The following is a 22394-nucleotide window of genomic DNA, read 5'->3' as shown; positions in this document are numbered from 1 at the left end:
TTGTATCAATCAGTTGACTGATTGATACAGAGAGAGGATCCCGATGGCTGCCCTGTACCCGTTCGCTGTGCTCCTGCTGCTCGGCGTCGCCGTCGGCGTGGCGCTGCGCCCCATCCGCTCGCTGGGCCCGGTGAGCACGTCCGAGGCATGGCTCGCGGCGGCGCGCCATGCCCGCCGGGTGGCGACCGTCGCCTGGACGGTGCTGCTGGGCACCCAGCTCCTGGCCCTGTTCGGGGCGTCGACGATCCTGCGGGGCTTCCAGGTCGGCCTGATCCCGACAGCGAGCGGGGTGGCATTCCTTGCGGTGCTGGCGGCGGGCGAGCTCACCTGGCCCCGTCCGACCGGCGCGGTCCGCCGCGCACCCCTCGCCCGCCGCGGACTGCACGATCTCGCACCGGTCGGCCTGGTCCGCGTCGTCGCGGTGTGGGCGACCGCTCTCGGCGCCCTGCTCGTCCTGTGCGGAGCGGCGGCCGCCGACGACGGCCGCTCGCTGACCTGGCGGTTGTCCGCGAGTGCGACCAGCGGCGCCGGCCCGTTCCCCGGGTGGTACTACGGCGTCCCGCTGGGACTCGGCGCGCTCGTCGTGCTGGCCGGAGGCGTGGGAGTCCTCGTGCTCATCGCGCGCCGGCCCGCTGTGAGCGACGCTGCACCGAGCGACGACGCCGCCCTGCGGCGACTCTCCGCCCGACGGCTCCTCGGTGGGGTCCAGCTCGTCCTGGCGTGGACGCTGGCCGGCTGCCTCTTCTACGCGGGTGACGCCCTGCGCAGGACCCAGGAGGGTTCGTTCGACGGCGTCGTCCTGGGCAGCCCGGTCCTCGTCGCCGTCGCCGTGATCGGGATGTGCGCCGCACCGGCCGTGGTGATCGTCAGCGCGGTGGTCGCCTGGCGCTCCGCGGGCGCGCCCCGCCGCCTCGCCGGATCCGCGGACCAGCGCTCCGACGCCTACAGCCAGCCCCAGACGGCATGACCGCGCAGCTCGAGGTCGACCTGACCTCCGGAGTTCCCGCGTTCGAGCAGATCCGCGCGCAGGTCGTCGCGCACGTGGCCGCGGGTCGGCTCGTCGCGGGCGACCGGCTGCCCACCATCCGTGCGCTGGCCACGGACCTCGGCCTCGCCGCGGGCACCGTGGCGCGAGCGTTCCGCGAGCTCGAGGCGGAGGGGGTCGTCGAGACGCGGCGTCGGGCGGGAACCGTCATCGCCGAGGGCGCGTCGGTCCCCACCGACATCGCGCGACGGGCCGCCGAGACCTATGTGACCGCCGTACGGGCGGCCGGACTGACCGACGACGAGGCGCTCGTGCTGGTGCACGGCGCGCTGCTCGGGCGGCAGAGCGTGACGCGTCAGAGCGTGACGCCCACCAGCACGGGCTCGGGCTCCAGCTCCACGCCGAAGGTGGACCGGACGCCGTCGCGCACCTGACGCGCCAGCGCGAGGAGGTCCTCGGCCTTCGCTCCCCCGCGGTTGGTCAGGGCGAGCGTGTGCTTGGTCGACAGGGTCGCCGGGCCGGGTGCGCCGAAGCCGCGGGAGAACCCGGACCGCTCGATGAGCCAGGCGGCGCTGGTCTTCACGCGGTCGTCGTCCGCCGGGAAGCGCGGGGCGTCCTCCGGCAGGGCAGCAGCCTCGGCGAGGCTCAGGTGCGGGTTGGTGAAGAACGAGCCGGCGCTCCACGTGTCGTGGTCGGCGGCGTCGAGCACCATGCCCTTGCGGGTGCGCAGGGCCAGGACGGTGTCGCGCACCTCGCCCAGCGGGGCTCGGCCGCCCACCTCGACCCCCAGGGTGCGGGCGAGCTCGGCGTAGGCGATCGGGCGGGACAGCGAGCCCGGGCGGAGCTGGAACGTCACGTCGAGCACCACGTAGCGGGGGGTCGGCGACCACGGGGACTGCGGGTCGGCCGGGTCCGCCTGGCGCATCGAGCGCTTCAGCAGCGAGGTGCGGTACCCGAACGCGAGCGTGACCAGGGGCAGCGTGCGCACCTTGCCCCGGCCGCGGTCCCACACCCGGACGGTCGCGATGCTCTGCGACACCTCCTGGCCGTAGGCGCCGACGTTCTGCACGGGCGTCGCACCGGTCGACCCCGGGATCCCCGACAGCGTCTCGATCCCGGTCAGCTCCTGCTCGACCGCGTAGCGCACCACGTCGTCCCACGGCGTGCCGGCCGGGACGGTGAGGGTGGCTCCGGCGCAGGCGGACGCGTCCGGCACCTCGATGCCGCTGCGCACGTCCCGCACGACCACCCCGTCGAACCCGGCGTCGGCGACGAGCAGGTTGGAGCCGCCGCCGAGCACCAGCACCGGCTCGGAGTCGGCGTCGGCCGCGCGGACCGCGTCGATCAGCTCCGCCTCCGTCGTCGTCTCCACGTACCGGCGCGGCGCTCCGCCCACCCGGAGGGTGGTGAGGTCCGCGAGGGTGGTGGACGACGGGGCGGTCCGGGGCGGCCAGGTGATCGTCGGGGGGACGGTCGCCGGCGAGCAGTCGGCCGTGCTCAGCTCACTCTGCACGCCCTCAGGCTACGCGGTCCTTGTTCAGGGGCGCGGCGGCGTTGACCACGAGGAGGCCCAGCACGATCGGGACGATGATGACCAGCAGAGCGTGCCGGTAGCCCACCTGCTGCGCGAACAACCCGAGCAGCGGCGGGCCCGCGAGGAACGCGCTGTACCCGATGGTCGAGACGACGCTGACGCGCTGGGCGGCCCGCAACGGGTCGTCGGAAGCGGCACTCATCCCCACCGGGAACCCGAGGGCGGCACCGGCACCCCAGGCGACGATGCCCACGACAGCCAGCCACAGCGGGTCGGCCAGCCCGAAGATCAGAAGGCCCACGAGCGACAGCCCGGCGCACAGCCGCAGGACCGCCACGCGGCCGTACCGGTCGAGCAGGGTGGTGCCGAACCAGCGCATCGCGGTCATCGCCGTGACGAAGACTGCGAACGCGATCGCGCCGACCGCGTCCGTCACGTCGAACCCGTCGACCACCGCCAGGCTGACCCAGTCGTTGGCCGACCCCTCGGTGAGCGCCGCCGCGAGCACCACGAGTCCGATGAGCAGCGTGCGGGGCTCGAGCCAGGCCGCCAGAGCACCCCGGGCACCCTTCGCCGGGCGGTCGCCCGCGTGCCGGACCTCGGGCTCGTCGGCGGTCGGCAGGAACACCCGGACCGCGAACGCGACGCCGATCACCGACAGGACGACCGCGATCGGGATGTGCACGACGACGGGCACGTGCAGGCCTGCCGCGACGGCCGCGACCCCGGCGGCGGCGACCGTGCCGAACGAGAACCCGGCGTGGTACCGCGGCATGACGGTCCGGCCGAGGTGCTGCTCGACGGCCGCGCCCTCGACGTTCATCGACGCGTCCCACACACCCGTGCCGACGCCGAAGAGGACGAGGCCCAGCCCGACGACCAGCACCTGGCCGAGGGCGACCCCGACCGACGCGACGATCAGGCCCGAGGCGTTGAGGATCGCGAACGCGAGGACCGTGCGGCGGGCACCGAGGCGCTCGACCACCATCCCCGACAACGGCAGCGAGAGGAGCGACCCGACCGAGCCGACGAGGAGCAGCAGCCCCATCTGCGCCGGCGAGAAGTCCAGGCCGTCACGGATGGCCGGCAGGCGCGCGGCCCAGCTGGCGAAGTTGAACCCGTTGAGGAAGAAGACGGCGAAGACGGCGATCGACGCCCGCTCGACCGCCCGCGAGGCGCGTCCGGGCGCGCTCGGGAGGGTCAGCTCGTCGTCGTGTCCCGCTGGCGTCGTCATCGGCCCTCCGGTGCTCATGATGTCGTCCGTTCCATGGTCAGGGCACGCGCAGGGGTCGGCGTCGCCGGCTGCGCCGCGTGCGGGCGGTGACGTGGTCGGCGTGCCGGGCCACGATCGCGCCGTACGGATCGGGGTCGGCGTCGGCGAGGTGCGCGAGCGGCTCGTCCTGATGACGCGTGGGCGGGTCCTGGTTCGACACCGGCTCCGGCGCGACACGGTGGGCCAGCAGGACGCTGGCCACCATCGCGACCGCGATGAGCGCCAGGGCGTGCCGGGCCCCGGTGGAGGCGGCGGCGATCCCGAGCAGCGGCGGGGCAGCGATGGAGGCGACCGAGGCGAACGCCGACACGACGGCCACCCGGCCGGCGGCCCGCATCGGGTCGTCGGACGCGGCGGCGATGCCCACGGGGACGGCGAGCGCGGCGCCGAAGCCCCAGAGCACGATGCCGACGCCGGCGAGCGCGAAGCCGGGCGCGAACCCGAAGAGCAGCAGTCCGACGATCGACACGGTTCCCGAGACGCGCAGGACGGCCACCCGGCCGAACCGGTCGATCACGCGCGTGCCGAGGAGCCGGACGAGCGTCATGGCACCGACGAACACGGCGAGCATCGCGCCGCCGACGGCCTCGGTCTGGTCGAAGCCGTCGACGACCGCCAGCGACAGCCAGTCGTTGGCCGACCCCTCGGACAGCGCGGCGGCCATGACCACGACGCCGATCAGCAGCGTGCGCGGCTCGCGCCACGAGTCGAGCGCGGTCGCGATGCGGCGGCGCCGGCCCATGGTCGCCGTGCCGGTGACGGCACGGCTGGGCGTGCGGGGACGGTCCCCGGGCGCGTCGGGCAGGACGAGCCCGCGCAGGGAGGCCAGCCGCCAGACGACCGCGAGGACCGCGACGGCGGTGAACTGCACCGCCACCGAGACGCCCAGGTGAGAGGCCGTCGCTCCGAGGGCCGAGCCGGTGACCGCGCCGATGGAGAAGGCGGCGTGGAACTGCGGGATCACCGTGCGGCCCATCGCCCGCTCGATCCGGGCCGACTCCACGTTGAGCGGGACGTTGCCGAGCGCCACCGCGACGCCGTTGAGGAAGATGCCGACACCGAGCAGCTCGACGGAGCCGACCGTGGGCCCGACGCCCATGAGCACGAGCGCCACCGCCAGGACCGCCGTCGAGGCCACGACGGCCGCCCGGCTGCCGAACCGCTGCACGACCACGCCCGAGACGGTCACGGTGAGCAGCGCGCCGACCGAGCCGACGAGCAGGAGCACCCCGAGCTCGGAGGTGGACAGGTCGAGCAGGTCGCGGACCGTGGGGATGCGGGCGAGCCAGCTGGAGAAGGTGATGCCGGTGAGGGCGAAGAGGCCCATGAGGAGCCAGCGGGCTCGACTCAGGGAGGGGGAAGGGTGGCGCACGGGCTTGCTCCGGGGCATCGGGTCGAGCGGCGATCGAATCGATTCGACCAGGCGCCGTCGTCGGTGGTCGAATCGATTTGAGGGTCGCAGCCATTCTGCGGGTACGCTGGCCGCTGCGTCAACCGTGCGCTCGTCACGCGCGTCGCGTGCACCCGGGTGCCGCGGCGCCGATCCGGAGGTCCGACCCCTGTCTCCGCAACGCCCCACCCTGGCCGACGTCGCCGCCGCCGCGCACGTGTCGGTGTCGACCGCCTCGCTCGCGTTCTCCGGTGCGGGTCCGATCGCCGCGGCGACGCGCCAGCGCGTGCTCGACGCGGCCGCCGCGCTCGACTACTCCGGCCCGAACCCCCTCGGCCGCCAGCTGCGCCGTGGCCGGTCCGGGATCGTCGGCGTCGTGGTGGGCGACTCGCTGCGCCGGTCGTTCCGGGACCCGGTCTCGATCCAGGTGCTCGACGGGCTGGTCAGCACGCTCGGCCCCCTCGACCTGGGCGTCCTGCTCATCCCCGGCTCGAGCGACCCGGCCGGCCCCGCGGTGGACCCCCTGCTCGAGACCGCCGCGATGGACGTCGCCGTGATCATGTGGGGCGGCACCACCGACGACCCGATGCTCGGCGCGCTGCGGCGGCGCGGGACGCCGACCGTGCTCGTCGAGGGTCAGCAGCTCCCCGACGTGGCGTCGGTCGGGATCGACGACCGTGGTGGCATGCGGCAGGCCACGGAGCACCTGCTCTCCCTGGGCCACACCCGGATCGCGTCCGTCACGCTCCCGTTCGACCGTGCCCGCGGGGAGGGGCTCGTCGCGCTCGACCAGATGGACCACCTCAACTGGGAGATCACCCGACGCCGGCTCACCGGGGTGACCGACGCGGGCGTGACGCCGGTGGCGATCTGGGAGACGCCGGCCTCGCTGGTGGAGCACGGGCGCACCGCGGGGATCGCCCTGCTGTCCATGCCCGAGCGCCCGACCGCCATCGCGTGCCAGTCCGACCTGCTCGCGTCCGGCGTCGTGCTCGCCGCGCGCGAGCTCGGGCTGCGCGTGCCGGAGGACGTGTCGGTCAGCGGGTTCGACGGCCTCGACCTGCCCTGGCTCGCCCCCGACGTGCTGACCACGGTCGTGCAGCCGCTCGCGGAGAAGGGCGCCGCGATCGGGCACGCCGTCGAGGACTTCCTGGCCGGCGAGGGTCCCTCGCGACGGGAGCTGCCGGTCAGCCTGCGGATCGGCACGACGACCGGTCCGGCGCCGACCGTCAGCTGAGGCGGACGACCGCCTGCGCCTTACCGAGCACGCGGACCCCGTCGACCGCGACGGTCAGGTCGATCCGTGCCGTGCCGGCCTCGGCGTCCAGCGCCCCGACGACGGCGATCACCTCGACGGTCGCCGCGCCCGGGTCGGGCACCGGCACCGGCCGCGTGAAGCGCACCTGGTAGTCGAGGACCGCACCCGGGTCCCCCGCCCAGTCGGCGACGACGCTCGACGCGGCACCCATGGTCCACATGCCGTGCGCGATGACCCCGGGCAGACCGACCGAGGTGGCGACGCGGTCGTTCCAGTGGATGGGGTTGAAGTCGCCGCTGGCGCCCGCGTACCGGACGAGCCGTGCGCGGTCGACGGTGATCTCGCGGCGAGCGACCTCGTCGCCGACGGCCAGGCTCATGAGTCCTCCGGGCGCACGGCCAGGGTGGAGATCACCGTGGTGACGGGCTCGCCGTCCTCGGCCGCGATCTCGGCGCGCGTGGTGATCATGGCCAGTCCCGCGCGCACGGTGATCGAGTCGACGTGGAGCACCGTCACCAGGCGGTCGCCCGCGTGGATCGGCCGGTGGTGCGTGAACCGCTCGTCGGCGTGCACGACGCGGCTGAAGTCGATCCCGGCGGCGGGGTCCTCGAACAGCTGCGCCTCGGCGCGCTGCGCCACCAGGACGGCAAACGTCGGCGGCGCGATCACGTCGGGATACCCGAGCGCGCGCGCCACCGACGGATCCGTGTGGGCTGCGTGGGAGGCGCCGACCGCGTCGGCGAACTCCTGGAGCTTCTGGCGACCTACCTCGTAGGCAGCGGTCGGCGGGTACTGACGACCCGCGTAACCGACGTCGACCGGCATCGGTGCGAGGTCAGCGGGTCTCGCGGTGCAGGGTGTGGCGGTTGTCGCGGGGGCAGAACTTCTTCATCTCGAGACGGTCGGGGTCGTTCCGACGGTTCTTCTTGGTGATGTAGTTCCGCTCCTTGCACTCGGTGCACGCGAGCGTGATCTTCGGACGGACGTCCGAGCTCTTGCTGGCCATGGTCTTGCCACCTCTCGCACCCGGAACGGGATGCATGCGATCTTGTCATTGCGCGCCGGCCGACGCACAGCTGTGTCACTGGGATGTAGCGGGAGCGGGGATCGAACCCGCGACCTCACGATTATGAGTCGTGCGCTCTAACCACCTGAGCTACCCCGCCTCGGGTGATATCGGGGTGCGACCTGCGTCGCACCCCGAACACACCACAGAGCCCCGAAAGGGAATCGAACCCTTGACCTTCTCCTTACCATGGAGACGCTCTGCCGACTGAGCTATCGGGGCAGCGCGAGCAAGGTTACACGGGCCCCGGGGTGCTCGCGAAATCGGCTCCTCGCACCGAGGGCCGGGCCCGTTGCCTAAACGATTCATCTCATGGTCCCCGCCCGCCGTCGCGTGCCACGATCCGGCCCATGCGCCAGCCCCGACGCAGCACCGCTGCTGCCCTCACGCTCTCCGCCGCCCTCCTGCTGAGCACCGCCGCGTGCACCGGTGGCGACGCCGACGACGCCGCCCCGACCACCGACGAGGTGACCGCCCCGACGTGGCCGACGGCGATCGACCCGACGGCCACCACCGAGCAGTTCTGGGTGGTCTGGACCGAGGTCGTGGAGACCGGCGCCGGGGACACGACCACGCTGCAGCCGTCCATCGACTCCCTCGCAGCCCTGGGCTACCCGACCCTGCCGCTGGACCCCGCCTGCCAGAGCGGCGCTGAGGAGCAGCTGGCCGGCCTCACCGGCTACGGCGACCCGCTCGGGGTCGGCGTGGCCTTCGGGTCCGCGCAGGACGCCGGCGTGTTCGACACGCTCTACGAGGGCGCGACGGTCTCGATCACCCCCGGCACCTACACCTGCGGCACCGCGTCCTGACACCCGGGACCTGCCGGACGAGAATGGGCGTCCAGGCAGAGAGCGGGGCAGCACCATGAGCAGGGCACTGATCGTCGTAGACGTCCAGAACGACTTCTGCGAAGGGGGTTCGCTGGCGGTCACCGGCGGGGCCGACGTCGCGCGCGCGGTGTCCGCCTACGTGCGCGACCACGCGGACCGGTACGCCGCGGTCGTCGCCACCCGGGACTGGCACGCCCCGCTGCCGGACACCAACGACGGGCACTTCGCCTCCGACGCCGAGCCCGACTACGTCACCACCTGGCCGGTGCACTGCGTCGCGGGGACCGTCGGCGCCGAGTACCACCCCGACCTGCACCTGCCCCCGGACACCGTCCACGTGCGCAAGGGGCAGAGCCGGCAGGACTACTCCGGGTTCGCCGGTGAGGTCGTCGGCGCCGAGGGAGCCCGGCTGACGGAGGTCCTCACCGCGGCGGGCGTCACGGAGGTGGACGTCGTCGGCCTGGCCACCGACCACTGCGTCACCGCGACCGCCCTGGACGCCCGTGCCGACGGGTTCGACGCGACCGTCCTGGTGGACCTGACGGCCGCCGTGGCCCTGCCCACGACGCTGCGTGCCGTGGCCCGGTTGTCGCAGGGGGGCGTGAGCGTGACGACGGCCGAGCCGCCCGCCTGATCAGCCGCGCAGGGCCAGCGCGAACGGGAGCACGGCCGGCGCACCCGCCCGGCGCAGCTCGCGGGCGGCGACGGTCATGGTCCACCGGCTGTCCACCAGGTCGTCGACGAGCAGCACCGGCCCGGTCGGCAGCTCCAGCGCGGACGCGTCGAACCGGTTCCAGACGCCCGCCAGCCGGAACGCGCTGTTGCCACCCGGCTCCCCGCTCGGACCGCCGTCGCGCATCGCCAGGGCACCCGCGTACGGCAGCCTGCCGATCTCGGCGATCCCGCGGGCCAGGGAGTCGACGAGCAGCGGCCGCCGCCGCGACGGCAGGGCGACCACGGCGACCGGCCGCTCGTCCCAGCCCCACTGCGCGAGCACGCGCACGCAGCCGTCGAGCATGGCCCGTGTGACGGGCGCATCGACCGCGCCGGCGGCGAAGATCTCCCGCAGGGCGGTCCCCCACCCCAGGTCGGTGAGCCGGGCGAGCGCCCGACCCTCGACCGCACGCTCCGACTCGGCCAGGCGCCCGCGCACGGGCAGGCCGAGGCGGTCGGCGCCGACCGGCCACTGCACACGCGGTTCGACGGGCACCCCCACGCGGTCCAGGGAGCGCTCCGCCGAGGCTGTCGCTCCCTCGGCCACGTCCCGGGGGTACCAGGCGCCCGCGCACGAGTCGCACCGCCCGCACGGGGTCGCCGTCTCGTCGTCCAGGCTCCGCTGCAGGAACTCCATGCGGCAGCCGTCGGTGCGCTCGTACTCGAGCATGTGCTCCTGCTCGGCCTGACGGGCCGCGGCGATGCGTGCGTAGCGCTCCGCGTCGTAGGTCCACGGCAGCCCGGTGGCCACCCAGCCGCCCTGCACGCGTCGCACGGCGCCGTCCACGTCGAGCACCTTGAGCAGCAGCTCCAGCGGGGTGCGCCGGACGTCCACCCGGGCCTCCAGCGCGGGCGTGGACATCGGCCGGTCCGACAGCTCCGCGATCACGCGCTCCGCCCGGTCCTGGTTCGGCATCGAGGCCGTGGCGAAGTACTGCCAGATGTCGGGGTCCTCGGTGCCGGGCAGCAGCAGCACGTCCGCGCTGTCGGTGGCGCGGCCGGCGCGGCCGACCTGCTGGTAGTAGGCGACCGGCGAGGACGGCGCCCCGAGGTGCAGCACCCAGCCGAGGTCCGGCTTGTCGAAGCCCATGCCCAGCGCGCTCGTCGCGACCAGCGCCTTGACCTCGTTGGCCTTGAGCGCGGCCTCGGCGGCCTCGCGGTCCGCGGGGTCGGTCTGCCCGGTGTAGGCGCGCACGTCGTGGCCGGCCTCGCGCAGCAGGCGGGCGGTGTCCTGCGCGGCCGCCACCGTGAGCGTGTAGATGATGCCGGAGCCCGGCAGGTCGCCGAGGTGGCTGAGCAGCCAGGCCAACCGTGTCCGCGCGTCGGGGAGCCGCAGGACGCCGAGCCGCAGGGACGCCCGGGCGAGCGGCCCGCGGATGGTCAGCACGCCGTCCCCGCCCGCATCCAGCTGCTCCGCGACGTCCGCGACGACCCGGCTGTTGGCGGTGGCCGTCGTCGCGAGCACCGGGACACCCGGGGGCATCGTCGCGATGAGGTCCCGCAGACGCCGGTAGTCGGGGCGGAAGTCGTGGCCCCAGTCGCTGATGCAGTGCGCCTCGTCGACCACCAGCATGCCCAGCCGCCGCACCAGCGCCGGCAGCTGGTTCTCCCGGAACGCGGGGTTGTTGAACCGCTCCGGCGAGACGAGCAGCACGTCGACCTCGTCGGCGGCGAGGCGCGCCAGCAGCTCGTCCCACTCGTGCGCGTTGGTCGAGTTGATCGCCACGGCCCGCACCCCGGCGCGCTCGGCGGCTGCGACCTGGTCGCGCATCAGCGCCAGCAGCGGCGAGACCAGCACGGTCGGACCGGCACCCCGCTGCCGCAGGAGCATCGTCGCGACGAAGTACACCGCCGACTTGCCCCACCCGGTCCGCTGCACGACGAGCGCGCGACGGTGGTCGTCGACGAGCGTCTCGATGGCCTCGAACTGCCCCTCGTGGAAGTCGGCGGTGGGGTTGCCGACGAGTCGGCGCAGCACGTCGAGGGCGGCGTCATGGGTGGTCTGGGGCACCCGCCCACCCTGCCAGCACTCGCCCACACCAACGACACGACCCCGGACCGCAGGCGGTCCGGGGTCGTGATCACAACGTGGCGGGTGAGGGATTCGAACCCCCGTAGGCGTTGCCAGCTGATTTACAGTCAGCCCCCTTTGGCCACTCGGGTAACCCGCCGGGGATGCCTGCCGAACGAGAGGACGCCCCAGGGGCGAACGCGCGTGCAGCGTGCGGGTGGAAGGATAGCAACACCCGGGCGGTGCTAGCGAAAGCGATGCCGTGCCCGCGCCCCAGTGCCCGTAGCAGCAGGAGGAAACATGGCGAGCGAAGCCTCGTTCGACGTCGTCAGCAAGGTCGACCGCCAGGAGGTGGACAACGCCCTGAACCAGGCCGCCAAGGAGATCGCGCAGCGGTACGACTTCAAGGGCGTCGGGGCCTCGATCGCGTGGAGCGGCGAGAAGATCCTGATGATCGCCAACTCCTCCGAGCGCGTGCTGGCCGTCCTCGACGTGTTCCAGTCCAAGCTGATCCGGCGCGGCATCTCGCTGAAGTCCCTGGACACCGGTGGCGACGACGGCCCCGAGCCCAAGCCGTCCGGCAAGGAGTACCGCCTCGAGGCCCTCATCAAGGAGGGGCTGAGCAGCGAGACCGCCAAGAAGGTGGCCAAGATCGTCCGCGACGAGGGGCCCAAGGGCATCAAGACGCAGATCCAGGGCGACGAGCTGCGCGTCACGGGCAAGAGCCGCGACGACCTGCAGGCGGTCATCGCGCTGCTCAAGGGCGCCGACGTCGACGCCGACCTGCAGTTCACCAACTACCGCTGACGACGTCCAGCTCGGTGGTCCGCGCCGAGCTCGGTGGTTCGAGACACCGAGCTCGGCGGCAACCACCGAGCTCGGCGCCGGGTCAGTACCGCGAGATGCCGTCCTGCGGGCCGGCCTGGCGCTCCAGGCGGGCGATCCGGTCGGCCATCGGCGGGTGCGTCGAGAAGAGCTTCGCCATCCCCGCGCCGCGGAACGGGTTCGCGATCATCAGGTGCGAGACGTCCACCAGCTCGCGGTCCTGCGGCAGCGGCCGGGCCTTGGTGCCCATCTCGAGCTTGCGCAGGGCGGACGCGAGCGCGAGCGGGTCTCCGGTGAGCCGGGCCCCGTCCTCGTCGGCGTCGTACTCGCGGGTGCGGGTGATGGCGAGCTGGACCAGCATCGCGGCGATCGGTGCCAGGAGCGCCAGCAGCAGCCCGGCGATGGGGTTGCCCCCGCGGTCACGGTCGCTCCCCCCGCCGAAGAACAGGGCGAACTGCGCGAGCGACGTGATCACCCCGGCCACCGCGGCGGCGACGGACGACGTGAGGATGTCGCGGTTGTAGACGTGCATGAGCTCGTGCCCGAGCACCCCCCGCAGCTCGCGCTCGTCGAGCAGCTGCAGGATGCCCTCGGTGCAGCAGACCGCGGCGTTCTTCGGGTTGCGGCCCGTGGCGAAGGCGTTGGGCGCGGCCGTCGGGGAGATGTACAGGCGGGGCATCGGCTGGCGGGCGGCGGTGGAGAGCTCGCGCACGATGCGGTACATCGCCGGCTGCTCGATCTCGCTGACCGGCCGGGCCTTCATGGCACGGATCGCGATCTTGTCGGAGTTCCAGTAGCTGTACGCGGTCATCACCAGGCCGAGCGCCGTGAACAGCAGGAGGAACTTCGGCGTCCCCCGGCCGAGCAGCCACCCGATGCCGAGCAGCACGGCCCACATCACGCCGAACAGCGCGGCCGTCTTCAAACCGTTGTAGTGCCGGTGACCCATGTCTCTCTCTCCTCGCAGCAGTGCACCCGTGGAACGCACGCCACCGCGCCGGGGTTCCCTCGTATCCTGACCCCACCCTTCCCACGACACCTCCGGAGCACGCCGTGCGCAGAGCCCGCTGGACCACCCTCGCCGCGATCGCCGCCCTGACGCTCGCCGCCTGTGCACCGACCGACGAGGACGCGGGCGAGGCGCCGAGCGACGGGACGCTGGCCACGGTCACGGACGGCGTCCTCACCATCGCGACGTCCGACCCGGCCTACCAGCCCTGGGTCATCGACAACGACCCGACCAGCGGCGAGGGCTTCGAGTCGGCCGTGGCGTACGCCGTGGCCGACCAGCTGGGCTTCGACAAGGACCACGTGGAGTGGACCGTGGCCAGCTTCGACCAGATCATCGCGCCGGGCGCCAAGGACTTCGACTTCGCGATCAACCAGGTGTCGATCAGCGACGAGCGCGAGGCCAACCTCGACTTCTCCTCGCCGTACTACACGACCTCGCAGGCCGTCGTGACGCTCGAGGGCTCGGCAGGCGCCGACGCGACGACGCTCGCCGACCTCAAGTCCCTCAAGATCGGTGCGATGGTCGGCACGACGAGCCTCACGGCCGCGCAGGAGACCATCGACCCGAGCACCCCGGTGTCGCCGTTCAACGACAACGACCAGGTCAAGCAGGCCCTGACCGCCGGGCTCGTGGACGCGATCGTCGTCGACCTGCCGACCGCCCTGTACCTCACGGCGGCCGAGCTGGACGGCGGGAAGATCGTCGGCACGCTGCCCGACAGCGCCGGGGGTGACGAGTTCGGGCTCGTGCTCGACAAGGGCAGCGCGCTCACCGGGCCGGTCACCGACGCTGTCGACGCCCTGCGCGACGACGGCACGCTGGCCGACCTCGAGGCGGAGTGGCTCACCGACGCCGCGGGTGCACCGGTCCTCCAGTGAGCTGGGTGCCCTCCGAGCGCCAGCAGGAGCGGGACGCCTACCGCCGCAGCCGTGCCCGCCGGTCGACCGCGGTCGCGTTCCTGTCGACGATCGCGCTCGTCGCCATCGCGGTGCTGGCGCTGGTGTCCTCCCCCGGCTGGCCGCGCGTCAAGGCGTCGTTCTTCGACTGGGACGTGGCGCTGGACTCGTTCCCCGCGATCCTGCAGGGGCTGTGGCTGAACATCCGCGTCATGGCGGTCAGCGCGGTCCTCATCGTCATCGTCGCGATGGGCCTCGCGCTCGCCCGCACGCTGCGCGGACCAGTGTTCTTCCCCGTCCGGGCGCTCGCCACCGGCTACGTCGACGTGTTCCGCGGGCTGCCGCTGATCCTCGTCCTGCTGCTCGTCGGCTTCGGCCTGCCCGGCCTGCGGCTCCAGGGCATCCCGACGTCGGCGGTCGCGCTCGGCACCCTCGCGCTGGTGCTCACGTACTCGGCGTACGTCGCGGAGGTGTTCCGGGCCGGGATCGAGTCCGTGCACCCGTCGCAGGTGGCCGCGGCGCGCTCGCTCGGGCTGACCCGCGCGCAGGCGATGCAGCACGTGGTGCTCCCCCAGGCGGTCCGGCGCGTGATCCCGCCGCTGCTCAACGACCTGGTCGCCCTGTCCAAGGACTCCGGGCTCATCTCGATCCTCGGGGCCATCGACGCGGTCCGCGCCGCGCAGATCGAGACCGCGCGGTACGCCAACTTCACTCCCTACGTCGTCGCGGGGGTGCTCTTCGTCGCCCTGACGATCCCGCTGACCCGGTTCACCGACGTGCTGGCACGACGCTCGGGATGGGTCGGTGCGCAGAGCACGCTGGCCGGCGGCGGGGCGCTGCGATGAGCCCGGGACCGATGCGCGACCCGATGCCCGGCCGCCCGCTGCGCCTGGACCCACCGCTGCTGTCCGTCCGCGGGGTCCGCAAGGCCTTCGGCGACCACGTGGTGCTCGACGACCTCTCGCTCGACGTGCACGCGCACCAGGTCGTCGTGCTCATCGGCGCGTCCGGCTCCGGCAAGTCGACCCTGCTGCGCTGCATCGACCTGCTCGAGGACGTCGACGACGGCGTGATCGAGCTCGAGGGGCAGGACATCACCGACCCGCGGCTGGATGCCAACGCGGTCCGGGCCCGCATCGGCATGGTGTTCCAGGCCTACAACCTGTTCCCGCACCTGCGCGTGATCGACAACGTGACGCTCGCCCCGCGGCTGGTGCACAAGACCTCGCGCGCGGAGGCGGAGGCCGAGGCGCTCGCCGTCCTGGAGCGCGTGGGGCTGGCCGCGAAGGCGCAGGCCTTCCCCGACGAGCTCTCGGGCGGTCAGCAGCAGAGAGTCGCGATCGCCCGCGCCCTCGTCGGCAAGCCGGCCGTGATGCTGCTCGACGAGGTGACAAGCGCGCTCGACCCGGAGCTGGTCGGCGAGGTCCTCGCGCTGCTGGCGGAGCTCAAGCAGACCGGGCTGACCATGGTGATCGCGACGCACGAGATGGGCTTCGCGCGCGAGGTGGCCGACGAGGTCTGCTTCCTGCACGAGGGTCGCGTGCACGAGCGCGGCACGCCGGCTCAGGTGCTCGGCAGCCCCCGTGAGGACCGCACGCGCGAGTTCCTACGCCGCATCACCGGCCCGTAGACGACGACGTCCGAGGAAGTGAGCGCTGGAGCAGCCACTTCCTCGGACGTCGCGTGGTCAGACGGGGTCAGTCGCGGCCGAGGGACACGTTCACCATCTCGTCGCGCGGGACCAGCTTCACGCGCTCGCGGCCGTGCGGCTCCCCGAGCGAGCGCTCGTAGGCGTCGAGGAGCTCCCAGCCCTGCCAGGTGATCACGTCGACGCCGCGGCCGTGCAGGAACTCGGTGACCGCCTCGGGATCGCGGTCGGTGGCCGTGTAGAACGCCTCGCCGCCGTCTGCGACGTCCTCGCCCAGGTGGCGGATGGTCTCCGACGCGTCCGACTTGGTGTGCCCGATGAGGCCGACAGGCCCGCGCTTGATCCAGCCGGTCGCGTACACGCCGGGCAGGTGCTCGCCGTCGACGTCGACGACGCGGCCCTCGCGGTTGGGGATCACGCCGGCGACGTCGTCGAACGGGATGTCCACCAGCGGTGAGCCGAAGTAGCCGACCGCGCGGTACACGGCCTCGACCGGCCAGTCGTGCAGCTGGCCCGTGCCCGTGACGTTGCCGTCGCCGTTCAGGGCGGTGCGCTCGGTGCGGACGCCGACCACGCGGCCGTCCTCGCCCAGGATCTCGACCGGCTTGTGCAGGAAGTGCAGGTGGATGCGCCGGCTCGCGGTGTTCTCCTCCGGCTCCTTCAGGGTCCAGTCCGTCAGGGTCTTGACCACCTGCTTGGTCTGGTTCGAGGAGTGGATGGCCGCCATCGAGCCCTCGTCGAAGTCGAAGTCCTCGGGGTAGACGATGACGTCGACGTCCGGGACGTGACCGAGCTCGCGCAGCTCGAGCGGCGAGAACTTGACCTGGGCCGGGCCGCGGCGCGCGAACACGTGCACGTCCGTCACCGGCGAGGCCTTGAGGATCTCGTAGACGTTGGCGGGCAGCTCGGTGGGCAGCAGGTCGTCGGCGTGCTTGGACAGGATGCGGGCCACGTCGAGCGCCACGTTGCCCGCGCCGAGGACCGCGACGTGCTGGGCGTTCAGCGGCCAGGTGCGCGGCACGTCGGGGTGGCCGTCGTACCAGGACACGAAGTCGGCGGCGCCGTAGGAGCCCTCGAGCTCGATGCCCGGGACCGGCAGCGCGGCGTCGCGGATGGAGCCCGTCGAGAAGATGACCGCGTCGTAGAACTGGCGCAGGTCGTCGAGCTTGAGGTCGGTGCCGTAGTCGACGTTGGCGAGCAGGCGGATGTCACCGCGCTCCAGCACCTTGTGCAGCGCCACGATGATCTGCTTGATGCGGGGGTGGTCGGGCGCGACGCCATAGCGCACGAGGCCGAACGGCGCGGGCAGGCGCTCGAAGAGGTCGATGCTGACGTCGAGGTCGGTCTTCGACAGGATGTCGGCGGCGTAGATGCCGGCCGGGCCAGCGCCGACGACGGCCACTCGCAGAGTCGGGGTGCTCACGGGACGCGGGTGCCTTCCGATCAGGGGAGCCCTGCGGGAGGTGCGTCACGCCGGGTGCAGGCACGACGGACGGCACCGTGCAGGACTGTGCTCGAGGCCAGTGTAGGACCGGGCGTGAGGCACACCTTCCGTGGCCGCCAGCATCTGGACAGACGTGAGACGCGCGAAGGGGTGGCGCCGCACACCTCCACGCGCTCGACGCCACCCCCGTCCGCGGGTCTTCTGCATGACGAGCCGCCGCCGTCGGCACCTCGTCACGCAGCTGACCGGTCTAGCTGCGCCAGGTGTCGGTCAGGGTGAGGACCCCGCTGGCCGGCACCGTCGCGGTGCGGTTGGACCCGGACTCCCAGGTGACCGCGCCGTTCGACTCCTTGCGCACGTACTTGTACTGGACGACCGTTCCCGCCGGCAGGGTCACCGACGCCCGCCACACCGGGTAGGTCGCGGACGAGAGCGCGACGGCGCTCGCCGGGTTCCAGCTGCCCAGCTCCGCGCGGTCGCCCACGACGAACACGTTCTGGCCCCACGACGTCGTCGCGTTGACACCGAAGGAGATCTGCGACGTCGTCGGCGTGGGGGTCGCCGTGCCCCCGGCCGGCTGCCCCACGTGCAGGGCGACCGAGCCGTTGGCGGGCACCGTGAACGACGCCGAGCCGCCGGACGCGACGGTGACCGTGGTGCCCGAGCAGCCGCCGCTGGTCGTCGCGCCGCTGATCACGTCGCAGTACCGCCCGGCCGGCAGGGACGTCTGGAACGTGCGCTGCAGGGCCGAGCCGTTGCGGTTGATCGCCACGTACCCGAGCGACCCGCGCCCGTACGCCAACCGGCCGCCGTCGCTCCAGACGTTGGTCAGGGCCGCGGTGCCGACCGCGTTGCGGAAGCCGACCATGTGCGCGGTCTCGTTCCACCGGTGCGCGCAGGTCCAGGTGCCCTGTCCGCAGACGGCGTCGTTCACCTTGCCGTTGCCCTGCTGGGGCGCACCGGTGTCGTTGTTGCTGAACGCGTAGCCCGAGTACACCGTCGGCCAGCCGTACGGGTAGCTGAGCGCGAACACGTTGGCCAGGCGGTAGTCCGACCCGTTCTTGTAGCTCAGGGTCTCGCCGTTGCGCTCGGTGTCGTGGTTGTCGACGAACACGGCGGCCCTGTCGGTCGGCAGCAGCCAGGACTGGTCCTTGAGCCCGCCGAGCGAGGACAGGTTGCCGCTCTGGAACACCGACTTGAGGTTCCGGGAGTAGGTGAACTCGTTGGAGTCGCCAGAGCCGAAGTACTCCGCCGGCTGGATCGGCTCGCCGCCGCCCGCGATCACCTCGTGCTCGATGTAGACGCTCTGGTCGGTGAGCTTGCCCCGGATCGCCTCCAGGTCGACGGCGGCGATGTGCTTGGACGCGTCGACCCGGAAGCCGCGGACGCCCAGCGAGATGAGGTCGTTGAGGTAGGCGGCGATCTCCGAGCGGACGTAGTCGCTGCCCGTGTCGAGGTCCTGCAGCCCCACCAGCCGGCAGTTCTGCACCTGGTAGCGGTCGGTGTAGTTGCTGATGTTGGTCTTGCAGGAGTGGAAGTCCTGGGGGCCGTAGCCGCCCTCGGGTCCGGGATAGCGCTCCTCGGAGTACGCGGTGCCCGCCCACCCGGTGCCGGCGCTGGTCTGGCCGGACATGTGGTTGACGACGACGTCTGTGATGACCGAGACGCCCGCCGTGCGGCAGGTGTCGATCATGGCCTTGTACTCGGCGCGGGTGCCCAGCTTGGACGCCACCTTGTAGCTGACCGGCTGGTAGGAGGTCCACCACTGGCCCGCGAGCACCACGTGCTCGTTGGGGGGCGACGTCTGGACGTACCCGTAGCCGGCGGGGCCCAGCTGGGTGGAGCACTCCTGCGCGATCGCGTTCCAGGTCCACTGGAACAGGTTGGCGGCCGGGCGCATCGTCGCGGGTGCGGCTGCGGCGGGCGGGGCGGTGGACAGGCCCGCGGCGGTCAGCCCGGCGAGGGTCAGGACCGCGGCGAGCAGGGCGCCGAGGGCGGCTCGGCGCGGTCGGACGTGGATCGGGTGGTCAGACACGTGGTGCACTCCTCGAGGTGGGGCCCGACGACGTCGTCGAGCCGCTCGCGGTCACCGCACCGTCGCGGGACCGACCTGCATCCGCCCGACGCGCACCGGGTGGTGGCGGCGCACGGCAACGCGGGTGGGACCGGCGGGACCGGTCCCGGGAGGAGGTGTGCCGACCGCCGGAACCCGGTGGAGGGCGCGCTGGACCGGCGGAGCATCGCGCTGTAACACGACCTGCAACGCCGGTGAAACTTGCTGCAACCGGACACTAGGGGAGGTCTCCCGACGCGTCAACAGGGACCTAGGCTCTGCTGGTGACCGACTCCCCCGCCACGCGACCGGCGGCCACCCCCCTCGACGGCCTCGGCCTGGCGACCGGCGTCGGCGCCTACGTCCTGTGGGGCGTGCTCCCCCTGTACTTCCCGCTGCTGCAGCCCGCCGGAGCGGTCGAGATCATCGCGCACCGCGTCGTCTGGTCCCTGCTGTTCTGCCTCCTCCTGCTGATGGTCACCCGCACGTGGGGCACGTTCGTCGCGGCGCTGGGCAACCGGCGGACCCTCGGCGTGCTCGCGATCGCGGCCGTCCTGCTCGCCGTCAACTGGCTGGTGTTCGTGTTCGGGATCCTCACCGACCGCGTCGTCGACGCCGCCCTGGGCTACTTCATCAACCCGCTCGTGACGGTGACGCTCGCGGTCGTCGTGCTGCGCGAGCGGCTGCGCGCGGTGCAGTGGGTGGCGCTCGGGTTCGGGGCCGCCGCGGTGGTGATCATCACCGCGGGCTACGGGCAGCTGCCCTGGATCGCGCTGACCCTCGCCCTGAGCTTCGGGTTCTACGGGCTGCTGAAGAACCGCGTGGGGCGCAGTGTCGGTGCGGTGCCGGGTCTGGCGGTCGAGACCCTCGTCCTGTTCCCCGTGGCGCTCGGCTACCTGGTCTGGCTGAGCGCGGTCGGCGAGGGGACGTTCGAGACCGAGGGGCTCGGGCACGCCCTGGTCCTCGCGTCGTCCGGCATCGTCACGTCCATCCCGCTGCTGCTCTTCAACACGGCTGCCCGACGGCTCCCCCTGTCGATGATCGGGCTGCTGCAGTACATCGCGCCGACCCTGCAGTTCCTCATCGGAGTCCTTGTCCTGCACGAGCAGATGCCGGCCGCACGCTGGTGGGGGTTCGCGCTCGTGTGGGTGGCGCTCGGCATCCTCACGGTCGACGGCATCCGCCACGGTCACGCCCAACGGCTCAGCCGTCGCGCGGCCGACGTCAGCGCCGCAGCGTCGCGTCCACCACGATGACCGTGATGTTGTCGTGCCCACCGGCCGCGAGGGCCGCCGCCACCAGCCGGTCCGCCGCGGGCTGAGCCGCGTCCTCGGCTCGCAGCTCGGCCTCGATGCGCGCGTCCGACAGCTCGTCCGTGAGGCCGTCGGAGCACACCAGCATGCGGTCGCCGGGGCTCACCGGGAGCAGCCAGACGTCGGGCTCGACCTGCGTGGCGCCGCCGCCGAGCACCCGCGTCACCACGTTCCGTCGCGGGTGGCGGCTCGCCTCGTCGGCGGGCACGATCCCGCTGGCCACCAGCTCCGCGACCTCCGAGTGGTCGAGCGTGACCTGCTCGAGCACGCCGCCCGCCATCCGGTACGTCCTGGAGTCCCCCACGTTGACCACGAGCCAGCACGGGGTGTCGCCGTGCTCCGTCAGCACGACGCCGGTCGCGGTGGTGCCCGGTCGCCGTCCCGTGGTCGCCGGGAGGTCCCGGACCGCGGAGTGCGCCTGACGGACCGTCCGGCGCGCGTCGTCGGGTCCCGGGGTGCCGACCGCCAGACCCCGGAGCACCTCGATCGCCGTGCGGCTGGCCACGTCGCCGGCCTCGTGCCCGCCCATGCCGTCCGCCACGAGGTACACCCCGTCGGCAGCCCAGTGGAAGTCCTCGTTGCGAGCCCGCTGTCCTCGCGCCGTCGCGACACCGACGTCCAGTCGCACCCGGTCCTCGATCATCGGCGCGCCCCCGCGGCCCGGCGTCGTCGCTGGGCGGTCGGCGTCCTCACGGCGGCCATGCTACGGGTCGGCGCAGCCGCGATGCAGGTCAACCGTCCTGGACCAGCAGGCTCCGCCGGCCGAACCGCACGGTCCACCCGCGCTCGACCACCGCCCGCGTGCCCGGGGGCAGCGCGACGCTCGTGCCGTCCGGGCCGACGAGCACCGTGCCGTTGGTCGACCCGCGGTCCACGACCCACAGGCGCCGACCGCCGGGCTCCGGTCCGAACGCGAGGTGGACCCTCGAGATCGACCGGTCGGGGTCGTCGATCGACACCACGTGGGCGATCCCCGGCTCGGCGGCCGGGCTGCGTCCGACGAGCCCGTCGCCCTCGACGTCGAGCTCCTCGCCGGTGTCGAACCGCAGGTGCAGGTGGACGCGGGGCGCCGGGGCCGACGGACGCAGCCGGGTGTGCTCCAGGTCGCCCAGACCGACATCCGCCGGCTCCGGGTCGTCGAGCCCCGGGTCCGCAGGACGCACCACCGGCGCGTCTGCGAGACGCTGGAGCTTGCCCAGGCCCGGGTCGGCCGGACGCACGCGCGGGGCTCCCGTGAGGTCGGGGCGCGGCCCGGGGAGGAGGCCGGGTGCTGCGACCGGCGGTGCGGGGACGTCGAGGGCCGGCGCGTCCGGCACGTCGATGACCGACGCCGCCGCCGGCGCCTCGACCGCGGGCGGTGCAGCGTCGACGCCGGGCATCCCCGTGATGACGGGGGTCTCGAGGGGTGCAGGGGTGGTTCGGGTCCGGTCGTGCGGGGCGCTCCGGACCAGGCCGGGGGCGTCCGGTCCGGGCGGCGGCGGCACGAACGGGATCGGCTCACGCGGCCCCTGGCCGACGGCGTCCGGCGGCACGGACGGGCTCGGCTCGCGTGGCCCCTGGCCGACGGCCCGCGCGACGGCGGTGTTCCACGCCGCCGTGGTGCCCGCTCCGACCACCGGCGACCGCAGGGCTCGTGCGCGCAGGACGAGCGTGCCGGCCGCCTTGTCGTGCCAGCCCCGCTGCGCCGGGCTGTGGTCCCACGCACCGGACGCCACCACGACCCACTGGCCCACCAGGCACGCGAGGGCACCGGCCGCGACGACCAGCTGCCGGACGAGGATCGCCAGCATGCCGGCGGGCCGGCCCGTCGGGACGGCCACCGTCCGGATGCCCACCACGGCGCCGCCGACCGTCGCGCCCGTGCGAGCCTCCGCCACCCACTGCCCGATCGCCACCAGCAGTCCCAGCAGGCCGGGCAGGAGAGCGGACCGAGGCGCCGACGTGGCCGCGGCGATCGCGTAGCCGAGGCCCACCGCGGCCAGCGCGACGAGCAGGTCGAGGGCGTGCGCCAGCACGCGCGTCCCGACGGGGGCGACCGATCCCGGCGTGACGGGAGCACTGCTCGTCGCGCGCCGGGCGGCACGCGTCTGTACCGCCGCTGTCGGCTCGGTCGGGGTCGTGCTCACGGCGGTCCTCCGGCTG

22 protein-coding genes and 3 tRNA genes are annotated in these 22394 nt (G+C 73.2%); 10 read left to right on the top strand and 15 right to left on the bottom strand.

Going from position 1 to position 22394, the window contains the following annotated elements; translation table 11 throughout:
• Nucleotides 1–43 precede the first annotated feature (43 nt).
• Together ASD18_RS07570 and ASD18_RS07565 are read left to right on the top strand one after the other, a co-directional pair.
• Nucleotides 44–967, top strand: a complete 924-nt coding sequence (locus tag ASD18_RS07570) for a hypothetical protein (RefSeq protein ID WP_056088841.1) — start codon at nt 44–46, stop codon at nt 965–967.
• Nucleotides 964–1419, top strand: a complete 456-nt coding sequence (locus ASD18_RS07565) for a GntR family transcriptional regulator (RefSeq protein ID WP_082573642.1) — start codon at nt 964–966, stop codon at nt 1417–1419. Before ASD18_RS07570 ends, ASD18_RS07565 begins: the two co-directional genes overlap by 4 nt.
• On the opposite strand, the gene ASD18_RS07560 is transcribed toward ASD18_RS07565, so the two are convergent.
• The 3 genes from ASD18_RS07560 to ASD18_RS07550 are packed head-to-tail and all read right to left on the bottom strand — an operon-like array spanning nt 1341 to nt 5371.
• Nucleotides 1341–2444: a UDP-N-acetylmuramate dehydrogenase gene (locus ASD18_RS07560; protein WP_056091788.1), complete on the bottom strand. Its 1104-nt coding sequence runs from the start codon at nt 2442–2444 to the stop codon at nt 1341–1343. The genes ASD18_RS07565 and ASD18_RS07560 overlap by 79 nt on opposite strands.
• Nucleotides 2445–2502: 58 nt before the next feature.
• Nucleotides 2503–3753 (bottom strand): MFS transporter, encoded by a 1251-nt coding sequence (locus tag ASD18_RS07555; RefSeq protein ID WP_056088837.1) that lies wholly within the window; start codon nt 3751–3753, stop codon nt 2503–2505.
• A gap of 37 nt (nt 3754–3790) precedes the next feature.
• On the bottom strand, nt 3791–5371 hold the full coding sequence (locus ASD18_RS07550; protein WP_369817254.1) for an MFS transporter: 1581 nt from the start codon (nt 5369–5371) through the stop codon (nt 3791–3793).
• Between ASD18_RS07550 and ASD18_RS07545 the strand changes: the two genes are divergently transcribed.
• A complete protein-coding gene (locus tag ASD18_RS07545) occupies nt 5352–6419 on the top strand; it encodes a LacI family DNA-binding transcriptional regulator (RefSeq protein ID WP_056091785.1) in 1068 nt (355 codons plus the stop codon). The two genes, ASD18_RS07550 and ASD18_RS07545, sit on opposite strands and share 20 nt — an antisense overlap.
• Here the strand turns inward: ASD18_RS07545 and ASD18_RS07540 are convergent.
• The 5 genes from ASD18_RS07540 to ASD18_RS07520 form a co-directional block, all read right to left on the bottom strand.
• The gene (locus ASD18_RS07540; RefSeq protein ID WP_056088834.1) at nt 6412–6819 is read right to left on the bottom strand and encodes a MaoC family dehydratase; all 408 of its coding nucleotides are present in this window, start codon (nt 6817–6819) and stop codon (nt 6412–6414) included. The two genes, ASD18_RS07545 and ASD18_RS07540, sit on opposite strands and share 8 nt — an antisense overlap.
• Nucleotides 6816–7265 (bottom strand): MaoC family dehydratase N-terminal domain-containing protein, encoded by a 450-nt coding sequence (locus ASD18_RS07535; protein ID WP_056088831.1) that lies wholly within the window; start codon nt 7263–7265, stop codon nt 6816–6818. Before ASD18_RS07535 ends, ASD18_RS07540 begins: the two co-directional genes overlap by 4 nt.
• Before the next feature lie 10 nt (nt 7266–7275).
• The gene (rpmG, locus tag ASD18_RS07530; protein WP_029290226.1) at nt 7276–7446 is read right to left on the bottom strand and encodes a 50S ribosomal protein L33; all 171 of its coding nucleotides are present in this window, start codon (nt 7444–7446) and stop codon (nt 7276–7278) included.
• A gap of 86 nt (nt 7447–7532) precedes the next feature.
• Nucleotides 7533–7606 (bottom strand) — tRNA-Met (locus tag ASD18_RS07525).
• Between the two features lie 49 nt (nt 7607–7655).
• Nucleotides 7656–7728, bottom strand: a tRNA-Thr gene (locus tag ASD18_RS07520).
• Nucleotides 7729–7856: 128 nt separating this feature from the next.
• Between ASD18_RS07520 and ASD18_RS07515 the strand changes: the two genes are divergently transcribed.
• Both ASD18_RS07515 and ASD18_RS07510 read left to right on the top strand, forming a co-directional pair.
• On the top strand, nt 7857–8315 hold the full coding sequence (locus ASD18_RS07515; RefSeq protein WP_056088828.1) for a hypothetical protein: 459 nt from the start codon (nt 7857–7859) through the stop codon (nt 8313–8315).
• A 55-nt stretch (nt 8316–8370) separates the two neighbouring features.
• Nucleotides 8371–8970 (top strand): isochorismatase family protein, encoded by a 600-nt coding sequence (locus ASD18_RS07510; RefSeq protein WP_056088825.1) that lies wholly within the window; start codon nt 8371–8373, stop codon nt 8968–8970.
• On the opposite strand, the gene ASD18_RS07505 is transcribed toward ASD18_RS07510, so the two are convergent.
• A complete protein-coding gene (locus ASD18_RS07505; RefSeq protein WP_056091782.1) occupies nt 8971–11061 on the bottom strand; it encodes a RecQ family ATP-dependent DNA helicase in 2091 nt (696 codons plus the stop codon).
• A gap of 78 nt (nt 11062–11139) precedes the next feature.
• Nucleotides 11140–11221: transfer RNA gene (locus ASD18_RS07500), tRNA-Tyr, on the bottom strand.
• Between the two features lie 140 nt (nt 11222–11361).
• On the opposite strand from ASD18_RS07500, the gene ASD18_RS07495 reads away from it, so the two are divergent.
• A complete protein-coding gene (locus ASD18_RS07495) occupies nt 11362–11868 on the top strand; it encodes a YajQ family cyclic di-GMP-binding protein (protein WP_056088822.1) in 507 nt (168 codons plus the stop codon).
• Nucleotides 11869–11950: 82 nt separating this feature from the next.
• Here ASD18_RS07495 and htpX read toward each other — a convergent pair whose 3' ends face one another.
• Entirely contained in the window at nt 11951–12835 is an 885-nt protein-coding gene (htpX, locus tag ASD18_RS07490; RefSeq protein ID WP_056088819.1) for a zinc metalloprotease HtpX, read from the bottom strand.
• Nucleotides 12836–12939: 104 nt separating this feature from the next.
• Between htpX and ASD18_RS07485 the strand changes: the two genes are divergently transcribed.
• From ASD18_RS07485 to ASD18_RS07475, 3 genes are read left to right on the top strand one after another with little or no spacing between them, the layout of a single operon-like run.
• Nucleotides 12940–13776, top strand: coding sequence for an ABC transporter substrate-binding protein (locus ASD18_RS07485; protein ID WP_056088817.1), 837 nt, complete (start codon nt 12940–12942; stop codon nt 13774–13776).
• Entirely contained in the window at nt 13773–14639 is an 867-nt protein-coding gene (locus ASD18_RS07480) for an amino acid ABC transporter permease (protein ID WP_369817253.1), read from the top strand. Before ASD18_RS07485 ends, ASD18_RS07480 begins: the two co-directional genes overlap by 4 nt.
• The gene (locus ASD18_RS07475) at nt 14636–15424 is read left to right on the top strand and encodes an amino acid ABC transporter ATP-binding protein (protein ID WP_304438215.1); all 789 of its coding nucleotides are present in this window, start codon (nt 14636–14638) and stop codon (nt 15422–15424) included. Before ASD18_RS07480 ends, ASD18_RS07475 begins: the two co-directional genes overlap by 4 nt.
• A gap of 67 nt (nt 15425–15491) precedes the next feature.
• Here the strand turns inward: ASD18_RS07475 and ASD18_RS07470 are convergent, their stop codons facing one another.
• Entirely contained in the window at nt 15492–16865 is a 1374-nt protein-coding gene (locus tag ASD18_RS07470) for an FAD-dependent oxidoreductase (RefSeq protein WP_056088807.1), read from the bottom strand.
• 271 nt (nt 16866–17136) lie between these two features.
• Nucleotides 17137–18921, bottom strand: a complete 1785-nt coding sequence (locus ASD18_RS07465; RefSeq protein ID WP_056088805.1) for a carbohydrate-binding module family 20 domain-containing protein — start codon at nt 18919–18921, stop codon at nt 17137–17139.
• A 302-nt stretch (nt 18922–19223) separates the two neighbouring features.
• On the opposite strand from ASD18_RS07465, the gene rarD reads away from it, so the two are divergent.
• Entirely contained in the window at nt 19224–20195 is a 972-nt protein-coding gene (gene rarD / locus ASD18_RS07455) for an EamA family transporter RarD (RefSeq protein ID WP_056088798.1), read from the top strand.
• On the opposite strand, the gene ASD18_RS07450 is transcribed toward rarD, so the two are convergent.
• Together ASD18_RS07450 and ASD18_RS07445 are read right to left on the bottom strand one after the other, a co-directional pair.
• The gene (locus ASD18_RS07450) at nt 20164–20895 is read right to left on the bottom strand and encodes a PP2C family serine/threonine-protein phosphatase (protein ID WP_056088795.1); all 732 of its coding nucleotides are present in this window, start codon (nt 20893–20895) and stop codon (nt 20164–20166) included. The genes rarD and ASD18_RS07450 overlap by 32 nt on opposite strands.
• 88 nt (nt 20896–20983) lie before the next feature.
• Nucleotides 20984–22378: an RDD family protein gene (locus tag ASD18_RS07445; protein ID WP_056088792.1), complete on the bottom strand. Its 1395-nt coding sequence runs from the start codon at nt 22376–22378 to the stop codon at nt 20984–20986.
• Nucleotides 22379–22394: the final 16 nt, after the last annotated feature.

Origin of the sequence: Cellulomonas sp. Root137 (assembly GCF_001426725.1) — a bacterium.
Lineage (GTDB): Bacteria > Actinomycetota > Actinomycetes > Actinomycetales > Cellulomonadaceae > Cellulomonas.
Note: the sequence above shows the minus strand (reverse complement) of the source record. Positions and strands in the feature narration are given on the sequence as shown.